Raw genomic sequence first — 22,746 nt, 5'->3', positions numbered from 1 at the left:
CAGGCTCCCTGTTATTGCGCGCTCGAAGCAGCGGCAGCACTCGCCGGCGCGGCGCCCGATGCAGCGGCACCGGTTGCGGCAGCGGCGCCGGAACCGGCGGCAGCCGGCGCGGCGGTTGCGGCGGCGCCCGATGCGGCATTGGCCGCCGGTGCGAGCTGCGCCGGCACCGACTTCACGGTCGCACCCGGACGCACCTTCTCGCCGCCCTGCACGATCACGTGATCGCCCGCCTCCAGACCGCCTTCGACGACCCAGTTCTGGCCCTGCATGCCCGTCGTCTTCAGCGGACGCGGCTCGACCTTGTTGCTGGCGTTCACCACCATCGCGATCGCCTGGCCCTTCTGGTCATGCGTGACGCCGATCTGCGGCACCAGGAACGCGTTCTCGTTCACGCCTTCCTCGATCCGTGCGCGCACGAACATCCCCGGCAGCAGCACCTTGCCCGGGTTCGGGAAGACCGCACGGATCGTCACCGAGCCGGTGGCCTGGTCGACCGTCACGTCCGAGAACTGCAGCTTGCCCGGCTCCGCGTAGGTCTTGCCGTCCTCCAGGATCAGCGACACCTTGGCCGCGCCCGGGCCGGTCGTCTTCAGACGGCCGCTCTGCACGTCCTGGCGCAGCTTCAGGCCTTCGAGGCTCGATTGCGTGAGGTCGACGTACACCGGGTCGAGCTGCTGTACCGTCGACATCAGCGTCGCCTGGCTCGCCTGCACGTACGCGCCCGGCGTCACTTGCGAGATGCCGACGCGGCCGGTGATCGGCGAGACCACATCCGTGTAGCCGAGGTTGATCTGCGCGGTATCGACCGCTGCCTTGCCGGCCGCGACGTCCGCCGCGGCCTGGCCTTGCGTGGCCACCGCGTTGTCGTAGTCCTGCTTGCTGACCGCGTTCGCGGCCACCAGCACCTTATAGCGCGAGACCAGCGCGTTCTGCGTGGCGAGGTTCGCCTGCGCCTTCGCGAGCGTCGCCTTCGCGCTGTTCAGTGCGGCGACGTACGGTGCCGGATCGATCTTGTAGAGGCGCTGGCCGGCCTTGACGTCGGTACCTTCGGTGAACTCACGACGCAGCACGATGCCGTCGACCCGTGCGCGGACCTGCGCAACGAGGAACGCGCTGGTACGGCCCGGCAGCTCGCTGAAGACCGGTACGGCTTGCGGCTGGACGGTGACGACGCCGACTTCCGGCGTTTGCGGCGGCGGTGCCGATTCTTTTTTTCCGCATGCAGCCAGGAAAACCGCGGCTGCCGCGACAGTGATCAAGCGGTATGGAACCCGTTCGACGCGCATGGAGCGACCTCTGTGTGTAACCAATGGAATAAGTGCAGCACCCGACGGGAGCGCAACACGGATGCGCCTCGCGGCGCAGATCGAACACCTGAATTACTGGACTGCTAGATACAGCACGTCGGCACGAAACCTCCATGCCGACGGGATGCCGCGAACTGCGGACTGGTACTTTGGCGGGAATCAGCAGAGTGGGATATTAACTGATTGCCACTTGGGTCATTCGATCGTAGGGTGGTATTGTATATACATTCACGGATGTATGTAAAAAGCCCGTTTATACCCCGCCTGCTGTCCATTCTTACGGATTGTTACCAACCGCAAGCATAGCCCGTCTGCGTGACGACGGCGAGGGTTGCAGACCCTATATTCACCTACGATCGATCCAATCAGGCCTGCACATGGTCAGACGTACCAAGGAGGAGGCGCTCGAGACGCGCAATCGCATTCTCGATGCCGCCGAACACGTGTTCTTCGAGAAGGGCGTGTCGCACACGTCGCTCGCGGACATCGCCCAGCACGCCGGCGTCACGCGCGGCGCGATCTACTGGCATTTCGCGAACAAGAGCGAACTGTTCGACGCGATGTTCGACCGCGTGTTTCTGCCGATCGACGAACTGAAACGGATGCCGCTCGACGCGCCGGGCGGCAATCCGCTCGAGAAAGTGCGCAAGATCCTGATCTGGTGCCTGCTCGGCGTGCAGCGCGACTCGCAGTTGCGCCGCGTGTTCAGCATCCTGTTCATGAAGTGCGAATACGTCGCGGACATGGAGCCGCTGCTGCAGCGCAACCGCGCGGGGATGAGCGAGGCGCTGCACGCGATCGATGCCGATCTCGCGGTGGCCGTGCGGCTCAAGCTGCTGCCCGAGCGGCTCGATACGTGGCGCGGGACGCTGATGCTGCATACGCTCGTCAGCGGCTTCGTGCGCGACATGCTGATGCTGCCCGACGAAATCGACGCCGAACGGCATGCGGAAAAGCTCGTCGACGGCTGCTTCGACATGCTGCGCTACAGCCCGGCGATGCTGAAGGAAGGCGACTGACGGCGCGGCGGCCGCCCGCGCGCCGCTTCATTTTCATCGATACCGCGCGGCGGCCAACGCGCCGCCGCGCACTCCCCGTCTCCCCAACCGGCTCAGGCCGCCTTCGCGCGCTGCGCGCGAGCCCGCCGGTTCGACGCGGCCACCGAATCGCGCTTCGGCATCGGTGCGCCGACCAGCCCCGCGATCCACGCGTCGGTCGACATCACGGCCGCGAAATTCGACTGGAACACCACCGCGTACGCGCGGTGAATCTCTTCGGCGCTCGCCGCGCCCGCTTCGTTCTCGTACGGCAACGCGCCCGTCGCATCGTTCAGGTACTCGACATTCAGCCCCGCATGCGCCGCGTGATAGACCGTCGACGCATTGCAGTTGTGCGTCATGTAGCCGGCCACCGCGAGCGTGTCGATCCCGTGCGCATCCAGCCATGCGGCGAGATCGGTCCCGGCAAAAGCGCTCGCCTGCGCCTTCACGATCAGGTGCGCGTACGGCCGGCCGGCGACGACCGCGTGCAGCGCGACACCGTCGGTGCCGGGCGCGAAGATCGGCGCACCGGCCGGCGCGACGTGCTGGACGACGATCACCGGCACGCCGGCCGCATGCGCGGCGTCGATCGCACGGCCGATGTTCGCGAGCGACACGTCGAGCGGCGGATACTCGATCGGCAGATTGCCCGTCACGTATTCGTTCTGGACGTCGATCACGATCAGCGCGCGGCGGGAAACGGAATTCGGGGTGGCGTTCGACATGGCGGGCTCCTGGTCCGGGGGCGCAGCCCCGCCCCGGAACGGGACAGCCAGCGACGCGATGCGATGCATTGTCGGGCCGCATCGTTCACGCGGACAGTGGCCCGATAGCCATTCTTCGATAGAATCGGGCCATCGCCATTCCGGAGCCCGCCATGGCCGCCGCCGCGTCATCCGCTTCGCCCGTTCCGACCGTCGTCGCCGTGATCGCGTACGACGGCATCAGCCCGTTCCACCTGTCGGTGCCGTCCGTCGTGTTCGGCAAGGAGCGCGACGCGGCCGCCTCGCCCGCGTTCGAGTTCCGCGTCTGCTCGGCCGAGCGCGGCCCGCTCTCGACGACGGGCGGCTTCACGATCACCGCGCCGTACGGGCTCGACGGGCTCGACGACGCGGACATCGTCATCGTGCCGGCCTGGCGCGACCCGGACGAAGCGCCGCCCGACGTCTTGCTCGACGCGGTCCGCGCGGTCGCCGCACGCGGCGCGCAGCTCGTCGGGCTGTGTCTCGGCGCTTACGTGCTCGCCGCGGCCGGCCTGCTCGACGGCCGCCCGGCCACCACGCACTGGGCCTGGGCCGACGACTTCGCCGAACGCTTTCCGCGCGTGAAGCTCGATCCCGACGTGCTGTACGTGGACGACGGCAACCTGATGACGTCGGCCGGCACGGCCGCGGGGCTCGACTGCTGCCTGCACGTCGTGCGGCGGCGCTTCGGCTCCGACGCCGCGAACCAGATCGCGCGCCGCCTCGTGATCCCGCCGCACCGCCAGGGCGGACAGGCCCAGTACGTGCCGCAGCCGGTCGCCGCGCACCCGCGCGATGCACGGCTCGCGAGCCTGCTCGACTGGGTGCGCGCGCACCTCGATGCCGCGCACAGCGTCGATTCGCTCGCCGAGCGCGTGCTGATGAGCCGGCGCACGTTCACGCGCCACTTCCGCCAGGCGACGGGCACGACCGTCACCGCGTGGCTGCAGGCCGAGCGACTTGCGCGCGCACAACATCTGCTGGAAACCACCGGACAATCGATCGACGCGATCGCGCAGGCGGCCGGTTACGGGTCGAGCGTGTCGTTGCGCCAGCATTTCGCGGGCGCGCTCGGCACCTCGCCGTCGGCATATCGAAGGGAATTTCGCGGCGCGGCGCCCGACGCGCGGCCGTGACGGCCGCCGGCGCCCGGTGAAGCGGAACGGCGGCGCACAACCGCTCGGCCGCCCGGTCGTTCAGCCGCCGTTGATCCAGCGCGCCGCGTAAAGCAGCAGCGCGACGAATACGATCATCGCCGCCCACGCCCACACGGGCAACGTGCCCGAGCCGCGATGAGGGAGCGCGCTGGCGGCACGCCCGGTAAGCGCGCCGCCGAGGTGCGGCGGCAGCGGACGCTTCGTCGCTCCCCCTAACGACGCCGGCCGCAGGAACACATGCTGGCGCCGATGCCCGGCCGAGCGCGCGCGATTCGGCGCGAGGCCGTGCTTGGCCTGCACGACCGCGCAGAATTCGCGGAAGAAATCGTCGGTCCATTCGCGCAGCGCGTTCTCGATCTGTCGCGCCGGCAGCTCCGCGAGCGGCCCGCTCGCGGTCGCCCACACCACGTACTCGATGCAGGTGGCATCCGCGTCGTCTTCGGGCAACAGCACGAGTTCGATCTGGCCGCGCAACGCGCCGAGGCCGTCGGCCCGCGCCTTGAAGTTGAGCACGCGGCGTGCCCGCCCTTGCGCGTCGCCCTGCTCGGCGGCCGCGTGCACACGCACGTCGTAGCGCGCACGCAGCGGGCCGAGCGGCACCGTGATCGTCAGCGCGAACTCGCCGTGCGCGAGCTTCACGAACGATTCGCAATGATCGAAGCTCGCCCGCAGCAACGCGAGATCCTCGAAGGCGTCCCGCACGACAGGCGGCGCGAGCGGTACGCGTAACGTGTCGTTCAGTTCCATGATGCCTCCCCGATGAACGCGCGCCGCATCAGGACGTCTCGACGAGACTGTCGACCCGGGCGACATCGAAGGCGACGTAGTGCGCAAGCACCGCGGCGGCGGCCTTCGGCTCCTCGTAACTCCACGCGGCGTTCTCGATCACGCCGTCTTCCGTCTGCAAGTCGAAATGCACGGCTTCCCCCCTGAACGGGCAGGCGCTCGTCATACCCGACTTCACGAGCCGGCGCATGTTGACGTCGCGGCGCGGCAGGTAATGGACGTCGGGCAGCCCCGCTTCGCGCACGGTCAGCACGCCGTGCGAATCCGCATACGTGATGCCGCGGTGAATCACGCGCACGCGATGGAGGTTCGGCACGATTTCAAGTCGAGGGTCGGCGGCATCGGACATCGTTTCTCCTTCGGGCGGCCCGGCAGGCAGGCCGGTGGCAGGAAACGAAAAAAGCCACGGCACGCATGCCGTGGCTTCATTATGGGCGAAACTTCATCCGATTGCGCGACCCGGGCGCGGCAGGTTACTGCGCGCTCCACTGGAATGCGGCCTTCGCGCCGCCCTTCGCGCCGACCGTGACCGCGCGGGATTCGTCGCTGCCCTGGTACGACGCCTGCACCGTATAACGCCCCGGCGGCACCTTCACGAGCATGTAAGGCCCGCGCGCGTCGGTTTTCAGCACTTCGGCGCCCTTGCCGTCGACGATCCGCACATGGACGTCGGCCAGGAACTCGCCGCCCTTGCCGGTGAAGCGCAGCGCCAGCGGCCACTTCGGCTCGTTGCGCTGGAACGCCGTCGATTCATCCTGCCCGACACCGCCGGACACGAAGGTGACGTCGCCCTGCTGCCGCGCGGCGGGCAAGCCGTCCGACTGCGCGTACGCGCCGGTCGCGCCGGCTGCGAGGCCGGCGGCCAACGCCGCGGCGACGGCAAATCGGGACACGTTGCGTAGATATTGCATGGCTCTCTCCTTTGGGTCGGAACACATACGAGACACCGCGCCACGGGGTCGGACGGCGGCGGCGCCCGCCGCGGCCGGCCAGGCCGGCCGTCGGCCGTCGCCGGTCAGCTCAGGTCGACCGGCACGAAGATCTGTGCATTATCGCGCTGGATCAGCAGAGCAAGACTGTTGCCCGCTCCCTTGACCGCATCGCGCAACTGCTCGGGGCTCGTGACCGGGCGGCCGTTGACCGCCAGGATCACGTCGCCGGGCTGGATGCCCGCGTTGGCGGCCGGCCCGCCGGCCTGCTGCACGATCAGCCCGTGCGTCAGGTTGTCGGCGCTGCGCTCCTGCGGCGACAGCGGACGCACCGCGACGCCCAGGCGCCCCTGCTCGACCGGCCCGCCGTCGTTCGACGCGAGCTTCGCATCGGCCATCGCGCCGAGCGTCACGCTGATCGACTTCTTCGACTTGTCGCGCCAGACCTGCAGGTCGGCCTTCGAACCCGGCTTCAGGTTCGCGATCTGCGCGGGCAGCGACGTCGAATCGGCGACCGGCGAGCCGTTGACCGACAGGATCACGTCGCCCGGCTGCAGGCCCGCCTTCGCGGCCGGGCCGTTCGGGTCGACCGAGCTGACGAGCGCGCCGTCGGGCTTCTGCAGCCCGAACGAGCTGGCGAGCGTCTGATTCAGCCCCTGCACGGCGACGCCCAGGCGGCCGCGACTCACGTGGCCCGTCTTCACGAGCTCGTCCTTCACCTTGATCGCCTCGTTGATCGGGATCGCGAACGACAGACCCTGGAAGCCGCCCGTCTGCGAGTAGATCATCGAGTTGATGCCGATCACCTCGCCCTGCAGGTTGAACAGCGGGCCGCCCGAGTTGCCGGGGTTCACCGGCACGTCGGTCTGGATGAACGGCGTGTAGTTCTCGTCCGGCAGCGCGCGCGACTTCGCGCTGATGATGCCCGACGTGACCGTGTTGTCGAAGCCGTACGGCGAACCGATCGCGACGACCCACTGGCCGACCTTGCTCTGGGCCGGATCGCCGATCTTCACGGTCGGCAGGCCGCTCGCGTCGATCTTCAGCACCGCGACGTCGGACTGCTTGTCGGAGCCGACGACCTTCGCCCGGTATTCGCGCTTGTCGGTCAGCTTGACCGTGACGACGTTCGCGCCGTCGATCACGTGCGCATTGGTGAGGATGTACCCGTCGGAGCTGATGACGAAGCCCGAACCGAGGCTCGCGCTCGGCTGGTCGTCCGGCTGCGCGTCGCCGCCCATTCCCGGCACCTGGCCATAGAAGTGCTTGAAGAACTGGTAGAACGGGTCGCTCGGATCGATCGGCAGCTGCGGTTGCGGCACGCGCCGCGACACCTGCTTCACGACGTGCTTCGCGCTGATGTTCACGACCGCCGGGCCGTAGGTCTCGACGAGCCCGGAGAAATCGGGGATGCCGGTTTTCGCGGCCGCTTCGGCCGGCATGAGCGCAGCCGCCTGCGCGGGCGTGATGATCTGCGGATCGGCGCGGCGGGTGCCGGCGAAGTAACCGGCTGACAGGGCGGCCGCCACGGCGACCGCGAGGGCGCCGCGCGCAAGGAATCGGGTATTCATCGTAGGACCTCCTCTTTGTTAGGACGCAGCGTAACGACCCTGACTTAAAGGAGGCTTAATCAGCCTTAAGCGGGGCTTAAGCGGCCCGCACGGGGCCGCCCCGCACCGTTCGTCAGGCGGATTCCGGCTGCTGCTGCGCCCGGGCGGGCATCTCGGCGGCGCGGAACACGACGCTCACGAGCAGGCCGCCCGCGGCCGCGTCGCCGAGCGACACCGTCGCGCCCTGCTGCGCCGCCACGCGCTTGACGATCGCGAGCCCGAGCCCGCTGCCCGTCACGTCGGTGCGCCCGCGCGCGGAGCTGTCGCGGTAGAAGCGGTCGAACACGCGCTCGCGCTCGTCGGCCGGAATGCCGGGCCCGCTGTCGCCGATCTGCACGCATGCGCGGCCGGCCGCGTCGGCCGTCAGCGATACGTCGATGCGGCCGCCGTCCGGCGTGTACTTCACCGCGTTGTCGAGCAGGTTGCCGAACATCACGCGCAGCGCGCCGACGTCCGCGACGACGCTCGCCGCGCGCGTCTCCTCGAAGCCGAGATCGATGTCGCGCCGCTGCGCGAGCGGCGCATGCGCGGCCACGCATTCGGCGAGCAGCGCCTGCAGGTCGACCGGCTCGCGCATCGTCGCGCCGTCGGGTTCGGCACGCGCCAGCGCGAGCAGTTGTTCCGCGAGGCGCGTCGCGCGTGTGACGCCGTCCTGGAGATCCGCAACCGCCTCGCGGCGCGACGCGTCGTCCTTTGCCCGCGCAACGAGCTGCGCCTGGATCTGCACGGCCGCGAGCGGCGTGCGCAACTCGTGCGCGGCATCGGCCACGAACGCCTTTTGCGTGTCGAGCGCGGCCGACAGCCGCGCGAGCAGCCCGTTCAGCGCGCGCACCAGCGGCTGCACCTCGAGCGGCAGGCGGCCGTCGGGCAGCGGATCGAGCGCTTCCGGACGACGCGCCTCGACCGCGCGCGTCACGCGGCCGAGCGGCGCGAGCCCGCGCCCGACGATCACCCACACGGCCGCGCCGAGGAACGGCAGCAGCACGATCAGCGGCCACAGCGTACGCAGCGCGACGTTCGCCGCGAGCCGGTTGCGCACCGACAGCGGCTGCGCGAGCTGCACGACGTTGTCGCCGACGATCGCACCGTACACGCGCCATTCGCCGCGGTCGGTGCGCTCGGTCGAGAAGCCGAGCTCCGCGCGCGGCGCGATCGGCGCACGCGGATGCGAGAAGTACATCAGCACGCCGTTGCGGTTCCAGATCTGGATCACGATGCCTTCGTCGCCGTTGGTGCGCGAGCCGAACACCTGCGAGAACGGCTCGGACGGCAGCGCCGCGGCGATTTCCTGCAGCTGGTAGTCGAACAGCTCGTTCGCCTCGGCGAGCGCCTGACGATAGATGAGCCAGCCCGCGATGCCCACGCCGGCCACGACGATCGCGAGCAGCCAGATCAGCAATTGATGACGAATCGACCTCACGCGTCAGCTTTCCTTGACGACCATGTAGCCGAGCCCGCGCACGTTGCGGATCAGGTCCGAGCCGAGCTTCTTGCGCAGCGCATGGATGTAGACCTCGACCGTGTTGCTGCCGATCTCCTCGCCCCAGCCGTACATCTTCTCCTCGAGCTGGCTCTTCGACAGCACCGCGCCGGGCCGTGCGAGCAGCGCCTCGAGCAGCGCGAACTCGCGCGCGGACAGCGCGACGGGCGCGCCGTCGAGCGTCACCTGGTGCGAAGCGGGATCGAGCGTCAGCGCGCCGTGGCGGATCAGCGACTCGCTGCGCCCGGCCTGGCGGCGGATCAGCGCGCGCATCCGCGCGCCGAGCTCGTCGAGGTCGAACGGCTTGACGAGGTAATCGTCGGCGCCCGCGTCGAGCCCCTTCACGCGATCGGCGACGGCATCGCGCGCGGTGAGGATCAGCACCGGCAGCGACAGCCCGCGCGCGCGCAGCGTGCGCAGCACGTCGATGCCGTCACGCTTCGGCAGGCCGAGATCGAGCAGCAGCAGGTCGTACGTCTCGCCGCCGAGCGCCGTGAGCGCCGCGTCGCCGTCCTGCACCCAGTCGACCGCGAAGCCGTCCGAGCGCAGCGCCTTGCGCACGCCCTCGGCAATCATTCGGTCGTCTTCGACAAGCAGAATCCGCATCGGGACAGGCATCCATGGGTCGGGTGAAATACGGCGACCATTGTAGCGCCGCGAATCGCGTGCGCGGCAAAGATGCGCGCGGCCCCGCGTGCAATGCAACGGAAAGGCGCGTTGCAAGGGGTCTGTCCGGACTTGTCTCTACAATGTGCGCTTTGGCGCCCCGCGCGCCCTGCCCGAATCCCGTGCTTTTCCGTATTCGCCCATGCCGATTTCCGATCTTTCCGCCCGGTTCGCCCCCCGCGCCCGCCTCTGCCTGCGCGCAGCCGCCATCGTCGCCACCTGCTCCGCGCTGGCCTTCGCACCGCCCGCGCAGGCCCGCAAGAAATCCCACAAGGAAGCACGCAAGACCGCCGTCGTGTCGCCGGCCGCGCGCGCGGCCGGCCTGCCGGCGTCCGTGCTCGTCGCGCTGCAGCGCGCGAAGGTGCCGGCGTCGGCGATGAGCGTCGTCGTCGAGCGCGTCGGCGATCCGGAGCCGCTGATCGCGTGGAATGCGAGCCGGCCGATGCTGCCGGCGTCGACGATGAAGCTCGTGACGACCTTCTCCGGCCTGTCGATCCTCGGCCCCGACTACCGCTGGCGCACGACCGCCTACACGGACGGCACGGTCGACCCCGACGGCACGCTGCAAGGCAACCTGTACATCAAGGGCACCGGCGATCCGAAGCTCGTGCCCGAAGAGCTGATCGACCTCGTCGACAAGATCCGCAAGGCCGGCATCAAGCGCGTGGCCGGCGGCCTCGTGCTCGACAAGAGCTATTTCGCGGCATCGACGCGCGACCTGCCGTCGTTCGACGACGACGCGAGCGCGCCGTACAACGTCGGCCCCGACCCGCTGCTGTACGCGTTCAAGGCCGTGTCGTTCACGGTCACGCCGGGCGAAGACGGCAAGGTGGCCGTCGACGTGCTGCCGCCGCTCGCGAACCTGTCGATCGACAACCAGCTGGTCGAAGGCGCGGGCTCGTGCGGCGCGGCCGCCGCGGCCGCGCGGCCGACGCTGACGGCCGGCGGCGGGATGATGACCGCGTCGTTCGCCGGCGACTATCCGCTGCGCTGCGGCGCGCACACGACCAACCTCGCGATCCTCGATCACACGACGTTCTTCGCGCGCGGCTTCCTCGCGCTATGGCAGCAGGACGGCGGCACGATCTCGGGGCCGGTGAGCGAAGGCAAGGTGCCGACCACCGCGCGGCCCGTCGCCGTGCACCACAGCCCCGTGCTCGGCAGCATCGTCTACGACATCAACAAGTTCAGCAACAACGTGATGGCGCGCAACCTGTTCCTGACGATCGGCGCGGTCAGTGGCAAGCCGCCCGCGACGCCCGAACAGTCGAGCCGCGTCATTCAGGCGTTCCTGCAGAAGAACGGGATCGCGATGCCCGACCTCGTGCTCGAAAACGGCTCGGGGCTGTCGCGCGAGGAGCACGTGAGCGCGCTGTCGCTCGCCGCGCTGCTGCAGGCCGCGAACGCGAGCCCGGTCGCGCAGGCGTTCGTCGATTCGCTGCCGATCGCCGGCATCGACGGCACGATGAAGAACCGCCTCACCAACGCCGACGTGCTCGGCAACGCGCACATCAAGACCGGCACGCTGCGCGACGTGCGCGCGATCGCCGGCTACGTCGCCGGCGCCGACGGCCAGAGCTACATCGTCGTGAGCTTCATCAACAACGATCACGCGGAAGGCGCGCGCGCCGCGCACGACACGCTGCTCGAATGGATCTACTCGGGCGCGCACTGACGGCTCGCGCGCCGCGAGGCGGCGCAGCGGCACCGCGCATCGGGCAGCCCTCGCGGGCGGCCCGCCGTCGCGCCCCCCCCCACCGAATCCAGCCCTCCGCGGTTTGAAACACCCGCCGCCGCCGGCGCGCGACACACCAAACACCGACCGCGCCCATAAAACGGGGCCACACCGCCCGGCCCCGCGCCGCACGGCTTCCGTAGAAACCCTGTCCTCAGAGGGAACCCTCTACGCTGCCCCCTCGCCTAGCGCGTGGCGATTGCGTAGGCTGTTGGCCTGATCGATACATCTACAACGGGCCATGTGCCCGGCCTCACGGCTTGCAGGGGAAAGGAGGAGACACGCCCATGCGATTCGACGTCGAATTGCTTCTGCTCGCGCTGGCGCCCGTCTTCCTGCTCTGCATCGCATGGGAGGCCTGGCACCTCGCCCGCACACGAGCGCAGGACCATGTCTATGCGTGGCGCGACACGCTGTGCAATGCGGCGCTCGCGCTGATGCACCAGGGCGCCGACAAGATCGCGTGGCTGTTCGTGATCCCCGTCTACGCGTACTGCTACCAGCACTATCGCCTGTTCACGTGGCACGACGGCTGGCTGTCGTTCGCGGTGCTGTTCGTCGCGCAGGACTTCCTCTACTACGTGTTCCATCGTGCGAGCCATCGCGTGCGCTGGCTGTGGGCCGCGCACGTCGTGCACCACTCGTCCGAGCGGATGAATTTCTCGACCGCGTTCCGCCAGAGCCTGATGTACCCGATCGCCGGCATGTGGGCGTTCTGGCTGCCGCTCGCGTTCGTCGGCTTTCCGCCGCAACAGGTCGTCGGCATCGTGCTGATCAACCTCGCGTTCCAGTTCTTCGTGCACACGCAGGCGATCGGCAAGCTCGGCTGGCTCGAATACGTGCTCAACACGCCGTCGATCCACCGCGCGCACCATGCGCGCAACCCGCGCTACATCGACCGCAATTACGCAGGCGTCCTGGTGATCTGGGATCGCCTGTTCGGCAGCTATGTCGAGGAAACGCCCGACGACCCGCCGCAGTACGGGATCGTCGAGCGGCTCGGCTCGAACAACCCGCTCGTCGCGACGTTCCACGAGTGGGTGTCGATGGCGGCCGACGCGTTGCGCGTCCACGGATGGCGCAACAAGCTGCGCGCGATTTTCGGCCCGCCCGAGTGGGCGAGCGCTTATCATGCGCAGATCGCCGAGGCCGCGAACCAGGATCCGCGCACCGTGCCGCTGGCGGCCGCGCGTGACCAATAAACCGTTTTAGCCAACGGCCGCCGCGCAGCCCGGATCCGAGCAGGCACGCGGCAGATGAGAAACACATCAGGCCATATCTACGAGGAGATCGAACGATGCAGACACAACAACAATTCACGTCGCACACCCGGCAACGCCTGCTGCGCACCGCGCAAGTCGCGATCGCCGGCGCCGCGCTCGCGCTGCTCGCCGCCTGCGGCGGCGGTGACGACAACAACAACAGCGCGTCGAACACGCCGCCGTCAGGCGTGAAGATGCAGATCGTGTCGTTCGGCGACAGCCTGTCCGACGTGGGCACCTATTCGCAGATCAAGCTCGGTTTCGGCGGCGGCCGCTTCACGACCAACCCCGGCCAGGTGTGGACGCAGAACGTCGCGCAGTACTACGGCGACACGCTGCAGCCCGCCAACCAGGGCGGCTTCGGCATCCCGCTGCAGGCGACGGGCGGCCTCGGCTACGCGCAGGGCGGCTCGCGCGTGACGCTGCAGCCGGGCATCGGCCATGCGGACGCGAGCGTGCCGAACGCCGACTACGCACAGGCGACGACGACGCCGATCGCCGATCAGGTCAAGCAGTACCTGACGCAGCACGGCAGCTTCAACTCAGGCCAGATCGTGCTGGTCAACGGCGGCGCGAACGACATCTTCTACCAGGCGCAGGTCGCGCAGGCGCAAGGCAACACGCCGGCCGCGCAGCTCGCCGCCGCGCAGGCGATCGGCCTGGCCGCGCAACAGCTCGGCGGGATCGTCCAGCAGATCGTCGCGTCGGGTGCGACGCACGTGTACGTGTCGAACGTGCCGGACATCGGCGGCACGCCGCTCGCGCTGCAGGGCGGCACGCAGGCCGCGTTCCAGCAACTGTCGGGGCTGTTCAACCAGACGCTCGCCGGCACGCTGGCCGCGCTGAAGGTCGACACGACGAAGGTCGCACTGCTCGATACGTTCACGTGGCAGGACGGCATCGCGGCCAACTACAAGGCGAACGGCTTCACGGTGTCGAACACCGACACCGCGTGCAACCTGAAGGCAATGGTCCAGGCAGCCACGCAGTACGGCGTCGCGAACGCGACGGCATTCGGCTCGTCGCTGTTCTGCTCGCAGCAGACCTACACGGTCGCGAACGCGGACCAGACCTACATGTTCGCCGACACGGTCCACCCGACGACGCGCCTGCACGCACTGTTCGCGCAATTCGTCGAACAGCAGATCGCGAAGTCGGGCGTCGGCAAGTAAGCCACGCCTGAACGGCCCGCCGCCGGCACGCGCACCGCGCGACCGGCGCGATCCATAAAAAAACGCCCGACCGGTTCGCCGGTCGGGCGTTTTTCATTCGTGAACCGCCGTTTGCGTCAGTCGCGCGCTTCGAATGCAGCCGCCGCGCGGCCGAGGCGATCGTTGACCGCGATCCATTCGACGGTCTCCGGCAGCTTCTCGACGAGAATGCGTGCGACCTGCGCGCGGTCGAGCGCGCGCAGCATTCCGTACAGATCGCGCGCATAGGCCTGCGGATCTTCCGGCGCCGCGACGAAATGCACGCCGTCGGCCTGCGCCCAGCGTCCCGCACGCGACGCGCGTGCGACGAGCGCGACGCGCTCGCCATCGGTTTGCGCGGCCGCGAGCAGCGGCTCGAGCGAGTCGAACGGCAGCAGCGCGAGCGGCGTGCGCGGTGCGTAATGGGCTTTCAGCGTGCCCGACGCGCGCGGCGCGGTCGCATCGCTGCCGTCAGGCAGCTGCGGCGCGCGGCCGAGCACGTCGGCGATCTGCTGCGGCGTCACGTGGCCCGGGCGCAGCAGCGCCGGGAAACCGCGCGACAGGTCGAGAATCGTCGATTCGATGCCGACTTCGGACGCGCCGCCATCGAGCACGTGCACGGTGTCGCCGAATTCGTCGCGCACGTGCTGCGCGGTCGTCGGGCTCACGTGGCCGAAGCGGTTCGCGGACGGCGCGGCAACACCACCGTGCCCGCCGCGCCGCGCGCTGAACGCAGCCAGCAGCGCCTGCGCGACCGGATGCGACGGACAACGCAACCCGACCGAATCCTGCCCGCCGCTCACGGCGTCCGGAATGCGCGCGTGACGCTTCAGGATCAGTGTCAGCGGGCCCGGCCAGAAAGCATCGATCAACGCCTGCGCGTCGGCCGGCAGATCGTCGGCCCAGTAGCCGGGATCGCCGCCCGGCGGCAGGTGCACGATCACCGGATGGTTCGCGGGCCGCCCTTTCGCCGCGTAGATCCGCGCGACGGCTTCGGGATTCGCCGCGTCGCCGCCGAGCCCGTAGACGGTTTCGGTCGGAAACGCGACCAGTTGCCCCGCGTCGAGCAGCGCGGCGGCCGCGTCGATCTGCGCGGGCATCACGGCGTTCGGGAGATCGATGGACATCGGCGGGCGCCTCAGCCGAGCGGCACGCGCAGCAACTGCGCGCACGCGGTGGCGGCGGCGACGGCTTCGTCGCGCGTCTCGGCCGTGAAATTCACGTGGCCCATCTTGCGGCCAACGCGCGCGTCTTCCTTGCCGTACAGGTGCAGGTGTGCGGTCGGCATCGCGGCGACCGTGTCCCACGGCGGCGTGACGGCATCGGCCGCCGCACCTACGCCGGTCGCACCGTTCGGGAACCACACGTCGCCGAGGATGTTCAGCATCGCGGCCGGCGAGTGCTGGCGCGGATTGCCGAGCGGCATGCGCGTCATCGCGCGCACCTGCTGCTCGAACTGGCTCGTTGCGCACGCATCGACCGTGTAGTGGCCGGAGTTGTGCGGACGCGGCGCCATCTCGTTCGCCACCATCGAGCCGTCTTCCAGCACGAAGAATTCGACGCACAGCACGCCGACGTAGCCGAGCGTATCGGCGATCCGCACGGCCGCCTGCTGCGCCTGCGCGACAAGCGCGGCATCGGCGGCCGGCGCGGGCACCACCGTCAGCGCGAGGATGCCGTCGTGGTGCGCGTTCTGCGCGAGCGGGAACGCGGCCGAGCGGCCGTCCGCGCCGCGCGCGATCAGCGCCGACACTTCGTATTTCAGCGGCAGGCGCTTTTCGAGCACGCACGGCACGCCGCCGAGCGCCGCATGCGCGTCGCGCGCTTCCTGCGCGGTGCGCACGCGCACCTGGCCCTTGCCGTCGTAGCCGAGGCGCGCCGTTTTCAGGATGCCGGGCAGCACCGCGTCGAGCGCGGCATCGTCGAGTGCGGCAAGCGCCGCCGCCGATTCGATCACGACGTGCGGTGCGACCGGCACGCCCGACGCCTCGATGAAGCGCTTCTCCGCGATCCGGTCCTGCGCGACCGCGACGCAGCGGCCGGCCGGCGCGACGAACGTCGTGCGCGCGAGGAAATCGAGGCTCGCGGCCGGCACGTTCTCGAACTCCGTCGACACCGCGTCGCACAGTTCGGCCAGTTCACCGAGCGCGGCTTCGTCGTCGTAGGCGGCGCGCAGGTGGCGGTCGGCGACCGCGCCGGCGGGGCTCGTCGGATCGGGATCGAGCACGGCGACGCGATAGCCCATCGACTGGGCGGCAAAGCAGAACATGCGGCCGAGCTGGCCACCGCCGACCATGCCCAGCCACGCGCCGGGCAGGATCGGGGAAACGGAATCAGGAGTTGCGGTCATGTCAGTGGTCGGTCGCGGCGGGCGCTGCCCGCCGCAGTGGGGAGGTCAGGCAGCCGCTGGAATGGCAGTGCGGCCACCGGTGCGCCGTCATTCCAGCGGCGGCAGCACCATCGCGTGCGCGGCTTCGTTCTGGCGCACGCGGAACGCGGCGAGCCGGTTCGCGTAGTCGGACGACGTGCCGGACAGGATCGACACCGCGAACAGCGCGGCATTCGCCGCGCCGGCCTCGCCGATCGCGAACGTCGCGACGGGCACGCCCTTCGGCATCTGCACGATCGAGTGCAGCGAATCGACACCCTTCAGGTACTTGCTCGCGACCGGCACGCCGAGCACGGGCACCGTGGTTTTCGCGGCCAGCATGCCGGGCAGGTGCGCGGCGCCGCCGGCGCCCGCGATGATCGCGCGCAGCCCGCGCTCGCGCGCCTTCTCCGCATAGTCGAACATCTCGTCGGGCATCCGGTGCGCGGACACGACCTTCGCTTCGTAAGGCACGCCGAATTCCTGCAGGATCGCTACTGCGTGCTTCATCACGTCCCAGTCGGAACTCGAACCCATCAGCACGCCGATGAGCGGCGCGCTGTGCGTGTGGGCAGTCTGGATTTCACTCATTTCGTGGGCTTCCTGTCGACCGGAGTTAGTGCTTTAGCACTTACTCCGGTCCCATGCCGTGGTTGGATGGAGTTGGCGCTTCAGCGCTTACTCCACCCCCATGGCGGTCGACCAGAGTTAGTGCTTCAGCACTTACTCCGGTCCCATGCCGTGGTTGGATGGAGTTGGCGCTTCAGCGCTTACTCCACCCCCATGGCGGTCGACCAGAGTTAGTGCTTCAGCACTTACTCCGGTCCCATGCCGTGGTTGGATGGAGTTGGCGCTTCAGCGCTTACTCCACCCCCACGGCGGTCGACCAGAGTTAGTGCTTCAGCACTTACTCCGGTCCCATGCCGTGGTTGGATGGAGTTGGCGCTTCAGCGCTTACTCCACCCCCACGGCGGTCGACCAGAGTTAGTGCTTCAGCACTTACTCCGGTCCCATGCAAAGCTCGCTCAGGCGAGCGTCTGGCCCGTGATGCGCTCGAGCGCTTCCTGGTACTTCGCGGCCGTCTTCTCGACGACGTCGGCCGGCAGCGCCGGCGCCGGCGCGGTCTTGCCCCACGGCTGCGCTTCGAGCCAGTCGCGCACGAACTGCTTGTCGAACGACGGCGGGTTCGTGCCGACTTCGTATTGATCGGCCGGCCAGAAGCGCGACGAATCGGCGGTCAGCACTTCGTCCATCAGGTACAGCTGGCCGTGGTTGTCGAGGCCGAATTCGAACTTCGTGTCGGCAATGATGATGCCGCGCGTCGCCGCGTAGTCGGCGGCTTCCTTGTACAGCCTGATCGAGATGTCGCGGATCGTCGCGGCCAGCTCGGTGCCGATGCGGCGCTCGGTTTCCTCGAACGTGATGTTCTCGTCGTGCTCGCCCATCTCGGCCTTCGCGGCCGGCGTGAAGATCGGCTCGGGCAGCTTCTGCGCGTTCTGCAGGCCTTCCGGCAGCTTCACGCCGCACACGGCGCCCGACGCCTGGTATTCCTTCCAGCCGCTGCCGGCCAGGTAGCCGCGCACGACCGCTTCGATCATGATCGGCTCGAGGCGCTTGACGACCACGCCGCGGCCCTGCACCTGCTCGACCTCGTCGGCCGCGACGACCGCTTCCGGCGCGTCGCCCGTCAGGTGGTTCGGCACGATGTGCGCGAGCTTGTCGAACCAGAAGTTCGCCATCTGGTTCAGCACGCGGCCCTTGTTCGGAATCGGCTCGCCCATCACCACGTCGAATGCCGACAGACGGTCGGTCGTGACGATCAGGAGCTTGTCGTTGCCGACCGCGTAGTTGTCGCGGACCTTGCCGCGACCGAGGAGCGGCAGCGAGCGGAGCGTGGATTCGTAAAGGGTAGACATCGTCTTTTCGCAGATAAGGAGCCAAACAAAAAGGGAAACGCCGTTCCCCGCGGCAGGCGGGAACGGCGGTCTTGCAATACGTCGGCGAACCGCCGGGCGACACGCGCCCGGACGGTTGCCGGCCGGCCCTCGTTCGGCCGGACGGAACGGCTGCCCGGGGCCGGATCAAATTCGGCCGGGCGCCCGCCCCTGCCCAGCGGCAGAATCGGGCGGGGCAATCGTACTACAGTCTCAGCGCACGACCTGCGCGAGCGCGCCGGACTTGTACTGCTCGGCGATCTTGTCGAGCGACACCGGCTTGATCTTGCCGGCCTGGCCTTCGCAGCCGAACGCGAGGTAGCGGTCGACGCAGATCTGCTTCGCCGCTTCGCGCGCGGGCTTCAGGTAGTCGCGCGGATCGAACTTGCCCGGGTTCTCGAACAGGTAGCGGCGGATCGCACCGGTGATCGCGAGACGCAGGTCGGTGTCGATGTTGATCTTGCGCACGCCGTGCTTGATGCCTTCCTGGATTTCCTCGACCGGCACGCCGTAGGTTTCCTTCATGTCGCCGCCGAATTCGCGGATCTCGGCCAGCAGTTCCTGCGGCACCGACGACGAACCGTGCATCACGAGGTGCGTGTTCGGGATGCGCGCGTGGATTTCCTTGATGCGCTGGATCGACAGAATGTCGCCCGTCGGCTTCTTCGAAAACTTGTACGCGCCGTGCGACGTGCCGATCGCGATCGCGAGCGCATCGCACTGCGTGAGCTTCACGAAGTCGGCGGCCTGCTCCGGATCGGTCAGCAGCTGCTCGCGGGTCATCGTGCCTTCCGCGCCGTGGCCGTCTTCCTTGTCGCCCTTCATCGTCTCGAGCGAACCGAGCACGCCGAGTTCGGCTTCGACCGTCACGCCGATCGAGTGCGCCATCTCGACGACCTTGCGCGACACGTCGACGTTGTATTCGTACGAGGCGACCGTCTTGCCGTCGGCTTCGAGCGAACCGTCCATCATCACGCTCGTGAAGCCGCTGCGGATCGCGCCCATGCAGACCGCCGGCGACTGGCCGTGATCCTGGTGCATCACGACCGGGATGTGCGGGTACGACTCGACGGCTGCTTCGATCAGGTGGCGCAGGAACGGCTCGCCCGCGTACTTACGCGCGCCGGCCGATGCCTGCATGATCACGGGCGCGCCGACCTGGTCCGCCGCCGCCATGATCGCCTGGACCTGCTCCAGGTTGTTCACGTTGAAGGCCGGCAGGCCGTAACCCTGCTCTGCCGCGTGGTCCAGCAATTGACGCATTGATACGAGAGGCATTGTGGAACTCCTTGGAATGAAAACCGGTGCGCCCTGACGCCGGCGCGGCGCCCGCCCCCGTCGAAACCGGGGCAGCGCGGCGCGGCTGAGCGTCGAATAGCCGCATTTTATCGCGAAGCGCCTCCGATGCCGACCGCCCGGCGACGCTCACTCGCAATTTGTTACGTTCGCACGGCACAATGCGGGCAAAAAAGAGAAAAAAAGCCGCGCGGGGCTTCGGACCCCGCGCGGCTTTCGCGTAAAAAGCGGTGCCAGATCGAAACGGATCGACCCGGCTGCCGGCCTGGGGGCCGGCCAGGTGCTCAGTCAGCGCTCAATAATGCTCGCCGACGCGCACGATCTTCAGCGTATTGGTGCCGCCCGCCTGCCCCATCGGCTCGCCGACGGTCAGCACGACCATGTCGCCGTGCTGCACGTAACCCTGCTTGACGACGATCTCCAGCGCCGCCTGCAGCGCCGAGTCGCGGTCGCTGTTGAAGTCGACGTGCAGCGGCGTCACGTTGCGGTACAGCGCCATCGTGCGCTCGCTGCCGACGCGCGGCGTCAGCGCGAAGATCGGCACGTGCGTGTAGTGACGCGACATCCACAGCGCGGTCGCGCCCGATTCGGTCAGCGCGATGATCGCCTTCGCACCCAGGTGGTACGCGGTGAACAGCGCGCCCATCGCGATCGACTGGTCGATGCGCGTGAACGTGCGGTCGAGGAAATCCTTGTCGAGCTCGACGTGCTCCGACTTTTCCGCCTCGACGCACACGGCCGCCATCGTCTCGATCGTGACGACCGGATACTTGCCGGCGGCCGTCTCGGCCGACAGCATCACCGCGTCGGTGCCGTCGAGCACCGCGTTCGCGACGTCCGACACTTCCGCGCGGGTCGGCACGGGCGCGTGGATCATCGATTCCATCATCTGCGTCGCGGTGATCACGAGCTTGTTCGACTCGCGCGCCATCCGGATCATGCGCTTTTGCAGCGCCGGCACGGCCGCGTTGCCCACTTCCACCGCGAGGTCGCCGCGCGCGACCATGATGCCGTCGGACGCGTCGAGGATGCTCTGCAGCGCGGGAATCGCCTCGGCGCGCTCGATCTTCGCGATCATCTTCGGCTTGATGCCGTACGGCGCGCCCGCGATGTTCGCGAGCTGGCGGGCCATTTCCATGTCGGTCGCGTTCTTCGGGAACGACACCGCGACCAGATCCGCGCCGAGCGACATCGCCGTGCGGATGTCCTCCATGTCCTTCGCGGTCAGCGCGGGCGCCGACAGGCCACCGCCCTGGCGGTTGATCCCCTTGTTGTTCGACAGCTCGCCGCCCACCTTGACGGTCGTGTGGATCTCGTCGCCGAGCACGCGCTCGACGGTCAGCACGATCAGGCCGTCGTTCAGCAGCAGCAGGTCGCCCGGGCGCAGGTCGCGCGGCAGTTCCTTGTAGTCGAGGCCGACGCGCTCGTCGTTGCCGAGCTCACAGCCCGCGTCGAGGATGAACGGCTGCCCCGGCACGAGCGTGGTCTTGCCGTTCTCGAACTTGCCGACGCGGATCTTCGGGCCCTGGAGGTCGGCCATGATCGCGATCTCGCGGCCGACCTTGCGGGCGGCCTCGCGCACCATCTCGGCGCGCTGGCGGTGATCGTCGGCCGTGCCGTGCGAAAAATTGAGCCGCACGACGTCGAGGCCCGCCTGCATCATCTGCAGCAGAATCTCCGGCGAACTGGAAGCCGGGCCGATCGTGGCGACTATCTTGGTGGCGCGCTGCATGAAACTCCTCTTCTGGATCAAGGTGGATGCGCTGGGTGAAACGCTGCGAGAGCCGGAAGCGGCAGGCCCAGCGGCGGCCGTTCCGGGGGGCGTGCCGGTGCTTGCGCCCGGCATCGCTTTGTTCTGAATTTCGTGGTGCTGCACGGCCGCGTCGCCGGCGGCCGCCGGTGCGCGCGGGGCGGTGTTCGCCCGCGCGGGCGCGCGTTTGCGCTTGCCCGCGCCGGCCGGCTGCTCCGCTTTCGCGGAGCGCGCGGCCTTCGTCACCCCTGCGCGCGCCGCCACGCTCAGGCCGCCCGCGTTTCGAGCACTTCCACCGCCGGCAGCTTCTTCCCCTCGAGGAACTCGAGGAAGGCGCCGCCGCCCGTCGAGATGTAGCTGACCTGGTCGTGGATGCCGTACTTCGCGATGGCCGCGAGCGTGTCGCCGCCGCCCGCGATCGAGAACGCGGACGATTTGGCGATCGCTTCAGCGAGCGTCTTGGTGCCGTTGCCGAACTGGTCGAACTCGAACACGCCGACCGGGCCGTTCCACACGATCGTGCCGGCCTTCTCGAGCTGGCTCGCGAGCGCCTTGGCCGTATCGGGGCCGATGTCGAGGATCATGTCGTCCGCTTCGATGTCGGCGACCTGCTTCACCGTGGCCGCAGCCGTCGGCGAGAATTCCTTGGCCGTCACGACGTCGGTCGGGATCGGCACCGACGCGCCGCGCTCGCGCGCTTCGTCGATGATCGCCTTTGCCTCGTTGACGAGATCGGCTTCCGCGAGCGACTTGCCGATCGACAGGCCGGCCGCGAGCATGAACGTGTTCGCGATGCCGCCGCCGACGATCAGCTGGTCGACCTTGCCGGCCAGCGACTTCAGGATGGTCAGCTTGGTCGACACCTTCGAGCCGGCGACGATCGCCACCAGCGGGCGCGCCGGGTTGCCGAGCGCCTTGCCGAGCGCGTCGAGTTCGGCGGCGAGCAACGGGCCCGCGCACGCGACCGGCGCGTACTTCGCGATCCCGTGCGTGGTCGCCTCCGCGCGGTGCGCGGTGCCGAACGCGTCGTTCACGTACACGTCGCAGAGCTTCGCCATCTTTTGCGCGAGCTCGTCCGAGTTCTTCTTCTCGCCCTTGTTCACGCGGCAGTTCTCGAGCAGCACGACCTGGCCCGGCGCGACGTTCACGCCGTTCTCGACCCAGTTCGAGACGAGCGGCACGTCGCGGCCAAGCAGCTCGGCGAGGCGCTTCGCGACGGGCGCGAGCGAGTCTTCCGGCTTGAATTCGCCTTCGGTCGGGCGGCCGAGGTGCGACGTGACCATCACGGCCGCGCCGGCGTCGAGCGCGGCCTGGATGGCCGGCACAGACGCACGCACGCGCGTGTCCTCGGTGATGTTGCCCTGGTCGTCCTGCGGGACGTTCAGGTCGGCGCGGATGAACACCCGCTTGCCGGCGAGCTGGCCGGCGGCGATCAGGTCGGTAAGACGCTTGACTTGGCTCATGTTGAACAGATTGAAGTAGTGGATGGGGAA

The 22,746-nt window shown here is 68.8% G+C and carries 21 protein-coding genes; 6 read left to right on the top strand and 15 right to left on the bottom strand.

Going from position 1 to position 22,746, the window contains the following annotated elements; all coding sequences use genetic code 11:
* Positions 1–11 precede the first annotated feature (11 nt).
* Positions 12–1,286 (bottom strand): efflux RND transporter periplasmic adaptor subunit, encoded by a 1,275-nt coding sequence (locus BBJ41_RS15760; RefSeq protein WP_069747174.1) that lies wholly within the window; start codon positions 1,284–1,286, stop codon positions 12–14.
* A gap of 398 nt (positions 1,287–1,684) precedes the next feature.
* Between BBJ41_RS15760 and BBJ41_RS15755 the strand changes: the two genes are divergently transcribed.
* Positions 1,685–2,326, top strand: coding sequence for a TetR family transcriptional regulator (locus BBJ41_RS15755; RefSeq protein WP_069747173.1), 642 nt, complete (start codon positions 1,685–1,687; stop codon positions 2,324–2,326).
* A 92-nt stretch (positions 2,327–2,418) separates the two neighbouring features.
* Here BBJ41_RS15755 and BBJ41_RS15750 read toward each other — a convergent pair whose 3' ends face one another.
* Entirely contained in the window at positions 2,419–3,072 is a 654-nt protein-coding gene (locus BBJ41_RS15750) for a cysteine hydrolase family protein (protein ID WP_069747172.1), read from the bottom strand.
* A gap of 152 nt (positions 3,073–3,224) precedes the next feature.
* On the opposite strand from BBJ41_RS15750, the gene BBJ41_RS15745 reads away from it, so the two are divergent.
* Positions 3,225–4,226 carry a helix-turn-helix domain-containing protein gene (locus BBJ41_RS15745; RefSeq protein WP_069747171.1) on the top strand — a complete coding sequence of 334 codons (1,002 nt, stop codon included), beginning with the start codon at positions 3,225–3,227 and terminating at the stop codon, positions 4,224–4,226.
* A 60-nt stretch (positions 4,227–4,286) separates the two neighbouring features.
* On the opposite strand, the gene BBJ41_RS15740 is transcribed toward BBJ41_RS15745, so the two are convergent.
* The 6 genes from BBJ41_RS15740 to BBJ41_RS15715 form a co-directional block, all read right to left on the bottom strand.
* Positions 4,287–4,994: a CoxG family protein gene (locus BBJ41_RS15740; protein WP_069747170.1), complete on the bottom strand. Its 708-nt coding sequence runs from the start codon at positions 4,992–4,994 to the stop codon at positions 4,287–4,289.
* Between the two features lie 28 nt (positions 4,995–5,022).
* Entirely contained in the window at positions 5,023–5,382 is a 360-nt protein-coding gene (locus BBJ41_RS15735) for a DUF427 domain-containing protein (RefSeq protein WP_069747734.1), read from the bottom strand.
* Positions 5,383–5,506: 124 nt separating this feature from the next.
* Entirely contained in the window at positions 5,507–5,944 is a 438-nt protein-coding gene (locus BBJ41_RS15730) for a carboxypeptidase-like regulatory domain-containing protein (RefSeq protein WP_069747169.1), read from the bottom strand.
* A gap of 104 nt (positions 5,945–6,048) precedes the next feature.
* Positions 6,049–7,533 carry a DegQ family serine endoprotease gene (locus tag BBJ41_RS15725; protein WP_069747168.1) on the bottom strand — a complete coding sequence of 495 codons (1,485 nt, stop codon included), beginning with the start codon at positions 7,531–7,533 and terminating at the stop codon, positions 6,049–6,051.
* A 112-nt stretch (positions 7,534–7,645) separates the two neighbouring features.
* Positions 7,646–8,992, bottom strand: coding sequence for an ATP-binding protein (locus BBJ41_RS15720; protein ID WP_069747167.1), 1,347 nt, complete (start codon positions 8,990–8,992; stop codon positions 7,646–7,648).
* A 3-nt stretch (positions 8,993–8,995) separates the two neighbouring features.
* Complete coding sequence (locus tag BBJ41_RS15715) at positions 8,996–9,658, bottom strand: response regulator (RefSeq protein WP_069747166.1); 663 nt, start codon at positions 9,656–9,658, stop codon at positions 8,996–8,998.
* Between the two features lie 202 nt (positions 9,659–9,860).
* Here BBJ41_RS15715 and dacB point away from each other — a divergent pair, with 202 nt between their 5' ends.
* The 3 genes from dacB (at position 9,861) to BBJ41_RS15700 (ending at position 13,887) form a co-directional block, all read left to right on the top strand.
* Positions 9,861–11,393, top strand: coding sequence for a D-alanyl-D-alanine carboxypeptidase/D-alanyl-D-alanine endopeptidase (dacB, locus tag BBJ41_RS15710; protein ID WP_069747165.1), 1,533 nt, complete (start codon positions 9,861–9,863; stop codon positions 11,391–11,393).
* Between the two features lie 347 nt (positions 11,394–11,740).
* Positions 11,741–12,655 carry a sterol desaturase family protein gene (locus BBJ41_RS15705; protein ID WP_069747164.1) on the top strand — a complete coding sequence of 305 codons (915 nt, stop codon included), beginning with the start codon at positions 11,741–11,743 and terminating at the stop codon, positions 12,653–12,655.
* A gap of 95 nt (positions 12,656–12,750) precedes the next feature.
* Positions 12,751–13,887: an SGNH/GDSL hydrolase family protein gene (locus tag BBJ41_RS15700; RefSeq protein ID WP_069747163.1), complete on the top strand. Its 1,137-nt coding sequence runs from the start codon at positions 12,751–12,753 to the stop codon at positions 13,885–13,887.
* 116 nt (positions 13,888–14,003) lie between these two features.
* On the opposite strand, the gene BBJ41_RS15695 is transcribed toward BBJ41_RS15700, so the two are convergent.
* The 6 genes from BBJ41_RS15695 to pyk form a co-directional block, all read right to left on the bottom strand.
* Entirely contained in the window at positions 14,004–15,032 is a 1,029-nt protein-coding gene (locus tag BBJ41_RS15695) for an L-threonylcarbamoyladenylate synthase (RefSeq protein WP_069747162.1), read from the bottom strand.
* An 11-nt stretch (positions 15,033–15,043) separates the two neighbouring features.
* Entirely contained in the window at positions 15,044–16,255 is a 1,212-nt protein-coding gene (locus BBJ41_RS15690; protein WP_069747161.1) for a 5-(carboxyamino)imidazole ribonucleotide synthase, read from the bottom strand.
* 87 nt (positions 16,256–16,342) lie between these two features.
* On the bottom strand, positions 16,343–16,864 hold the full coding sequence (gene purE / locus BBJ41_RS15685) for a 5-(carboxyamino)imidazole ribonucleotide mutase (RefSeq protein ID WP_069747160.1): 522 nt from the start codon (positions 16,862–16,864) through the stop codon (positions 16,343–16,345).
* Positions 16,865–17,298: 434 nt separating this feature from the next.
* The gene (locus BBJ41_RS15680) at positions 17,299–18,189 is read right to left on the bottom strand and encodes a phosphoribosylaminoimidazolesuccinocarboxamide synthase (RefSeq protein WP_069747159.1); all 891 of its coding nucleotides are present in this window, start codon (positions 18,187–18,189) and stop codon (positions 17,299–17,301) included.
* Between the two features lie 231 nt (positions 18,190–18,420).
* Positions 18,421–19,485, bottom strand: coding sequence for a class II fructose-bisphosphate aldolase (gene fba / locus BBJ41_RS15675; protein ID WP_069747158.1), 1,065 nt, complete (start codon positions 19,483–19,485; stop codon positions 18,421–18,423).
* Between the two features lie 313 nt (positions 19,486–19,798).
* Entirely contained in the window at positions 19,799–21,235 is a 1,437-nt protein-coding gene (pyk, locus tag BBJ41_RS15670; protein WP_069747733.1) for a pyruvate kinase, read from the bottom strand.
* Here pyk and BBJ41_RS41920 point away from each other — a divergent pair.
* Complete coding sequence (locus BBJ41_RS41920; protein ID WP_257786455.1) at positions 21,234–21,362, top strand: hypothetical protein; 129 nt, start codon at positions 21,234–21,236, stop codon at positions 21,360–21,362. The two genes, pyk and BBJ41_RS41920, sit on opposite strands and share 2 nt — an antisense overlap.
* 157 nt (positions 21,363–21,519) lie before the next feature.
* Here BBJ41_RS41920 and BBJ41_RS15665 read toward each other — a convergent pair whose 3' ends face one another.
* Complete coding sequence (locus BBJ41_RS15665; protein ID WP_069257480.1) at positions 21,520–22,716, bottom strand: phosphoglycerate kinase; 1,197 nt, start codon at positions 22,714–22,716, stop codon at positions 21,520–21,522.
* Positions 22,717–22,746: the final 30 nt, after the last annotated feature.

It is taken from the genome of Burkholderia stabilis (assembly GCF_001742165.1).
Classification (GTDB): domain Bacteria; phylum Pseudomonadota; class Gammaproteobacteria; order Burkholderiales; family Burkholderiaceae; genus Burkholderia; species Burkholderia stabilis.
This window is presented reverse-complemented; position numbering and strand designations above follow the sequence as displayed.

Coding starts and splice junctions, on each gene's coding strand:
- BBJ41_RS15690 (WP_069747161.1), bottom strand. CDS start 16,255: ATGACCGCAACTCCTGATTCCGTTTCCCCGATCCTGCCCGGCGCGTGG.
- BBJ41_RS15730 (WP_069747169.1), bottom strand. CDS start 5,944: ATGCAATATCTACGCAACGTGTCCCGATTTGCCGTCGCCGCGGCGTTG.
- purE (WP_069747160.1), bottom strand. CDS start 16,864: ATGAGTGAAATCCAGACTGCCCACACGCACAGCGCGCCGCTCATCGGC.
- BBJ41_RS41920 (WP_257786455.1), top strand. CDS start 21,234: ATGAAACTCCTCTTCTGGATCAAGGTGGATGCGCTGGGTGAAACGCTG.
- BBJ41_RS15760 (WP_069747174.1), bottom strand. CDS start 1,286: ATGCGCGTCGAACGGGTTCCATACCGCTTGATCACTGTCGCGGCAGCC.
- pyk (WP_069747733.1), bottom strand. CDS start 21,235: ATGCAGCGCGCCACCAAGATAGTCGCCACGATCGGCCCGGCTTCCAGT.
- BBJ41_RS15680 (WP_069747159.1), bottom strand. CDS start 18,189: ATGTCTACCCTTTACGAATCCACGCTCCGCTCGCTGCCGCTCCTCGGT.
- dacB (WP_069747165.1), top strand. CDS start 9,861: ATGCCGATTTCCGATCTTTCCGCCCGGTTCGCCCCCCGCGCCCGCCTC.
- fba (WP_069747158.1), bottom strand. CDS start 19,485: ATGCCTCTCGTATCAATGCGTCAATTGCTGGACCACGCGGCAGAGCAG.
- BBJ41_RS15745 (WP_069747171.1), top strand. CDS start 3,225: ATGGCCGCCGCCGCGTCATCCGCTTCGCCCGTTCCGACCGTCGTCGCC.
- BBJ41_RS15715 (WP_069747166.1), bottom strand. CDS start 9,658: ATGCGGATTCTGCTTGTCGAAGACGACCGAATGATTGCCGAGGGCGTG.
- BBJ41_RS15695 (WP_069747162.1), bottom strand. CDS start 15,032: ATGTCCATCGATCTCCCGAACGCCGTGATGCCCGCGCAGATCGACGCG.
- BBJ41_RS15755 (WP_069747173.1), top strand. CDS start 1,685: ATGGTCAGACGTACCAAGGAGGAGGCGCTCGAGACGCGCAATCGCATT.
- BBJ41_RS15705 (WP_069747164.1), top strand. CDS start 11,741: ATGCGATTCGACGTCGAATTGCTTCTGCTCGCGCTGGCGCCCGTCTTC.
- BBJ41_RS15700 (WP_069747163.1), top strand. CDS start 12,751: ATGCAGACACAACAACAATTCACGTCGCACACCCGGCAACGCCTGCTG.
- BBJ41_RS15725 (WP_069747168.1), bottom strand. CDS start 7,533: ATGAATACCCGATTCCTTGCGCGCGGCGCCCTCGCGGTCGCCGTGGCG.
- BBJ41_RS15665 (WP_069257480.1), bottom strand. CDS start 22,716: ATGAGCCAAGTCAAGCGTCTTACCGACCTGATCGCCGCCGGCCAGCTC.
- BBJ41_RS15750 (WP_069747172.1), bottom strand. CDS start 3,072: ATGTCGAACGCCACCCCGAATTCCGTTTCCCGCCGCGCGCTGATCGTG.
- BBJ41_RS15740 (WP_069747170.1), bottom strand. CDS start 4,994: ATGGAACTGAACGACACGTTACGCGTACCGCTCGCGCCGCCTGTCGTG.
- BBJ41_RS15735 (WP_069747734.1), bottom strand. CDS start 5,382: ATGTCCGATGCCGCCGACCCTCGACTTGAAATCGTGCCGAACCTCCAT.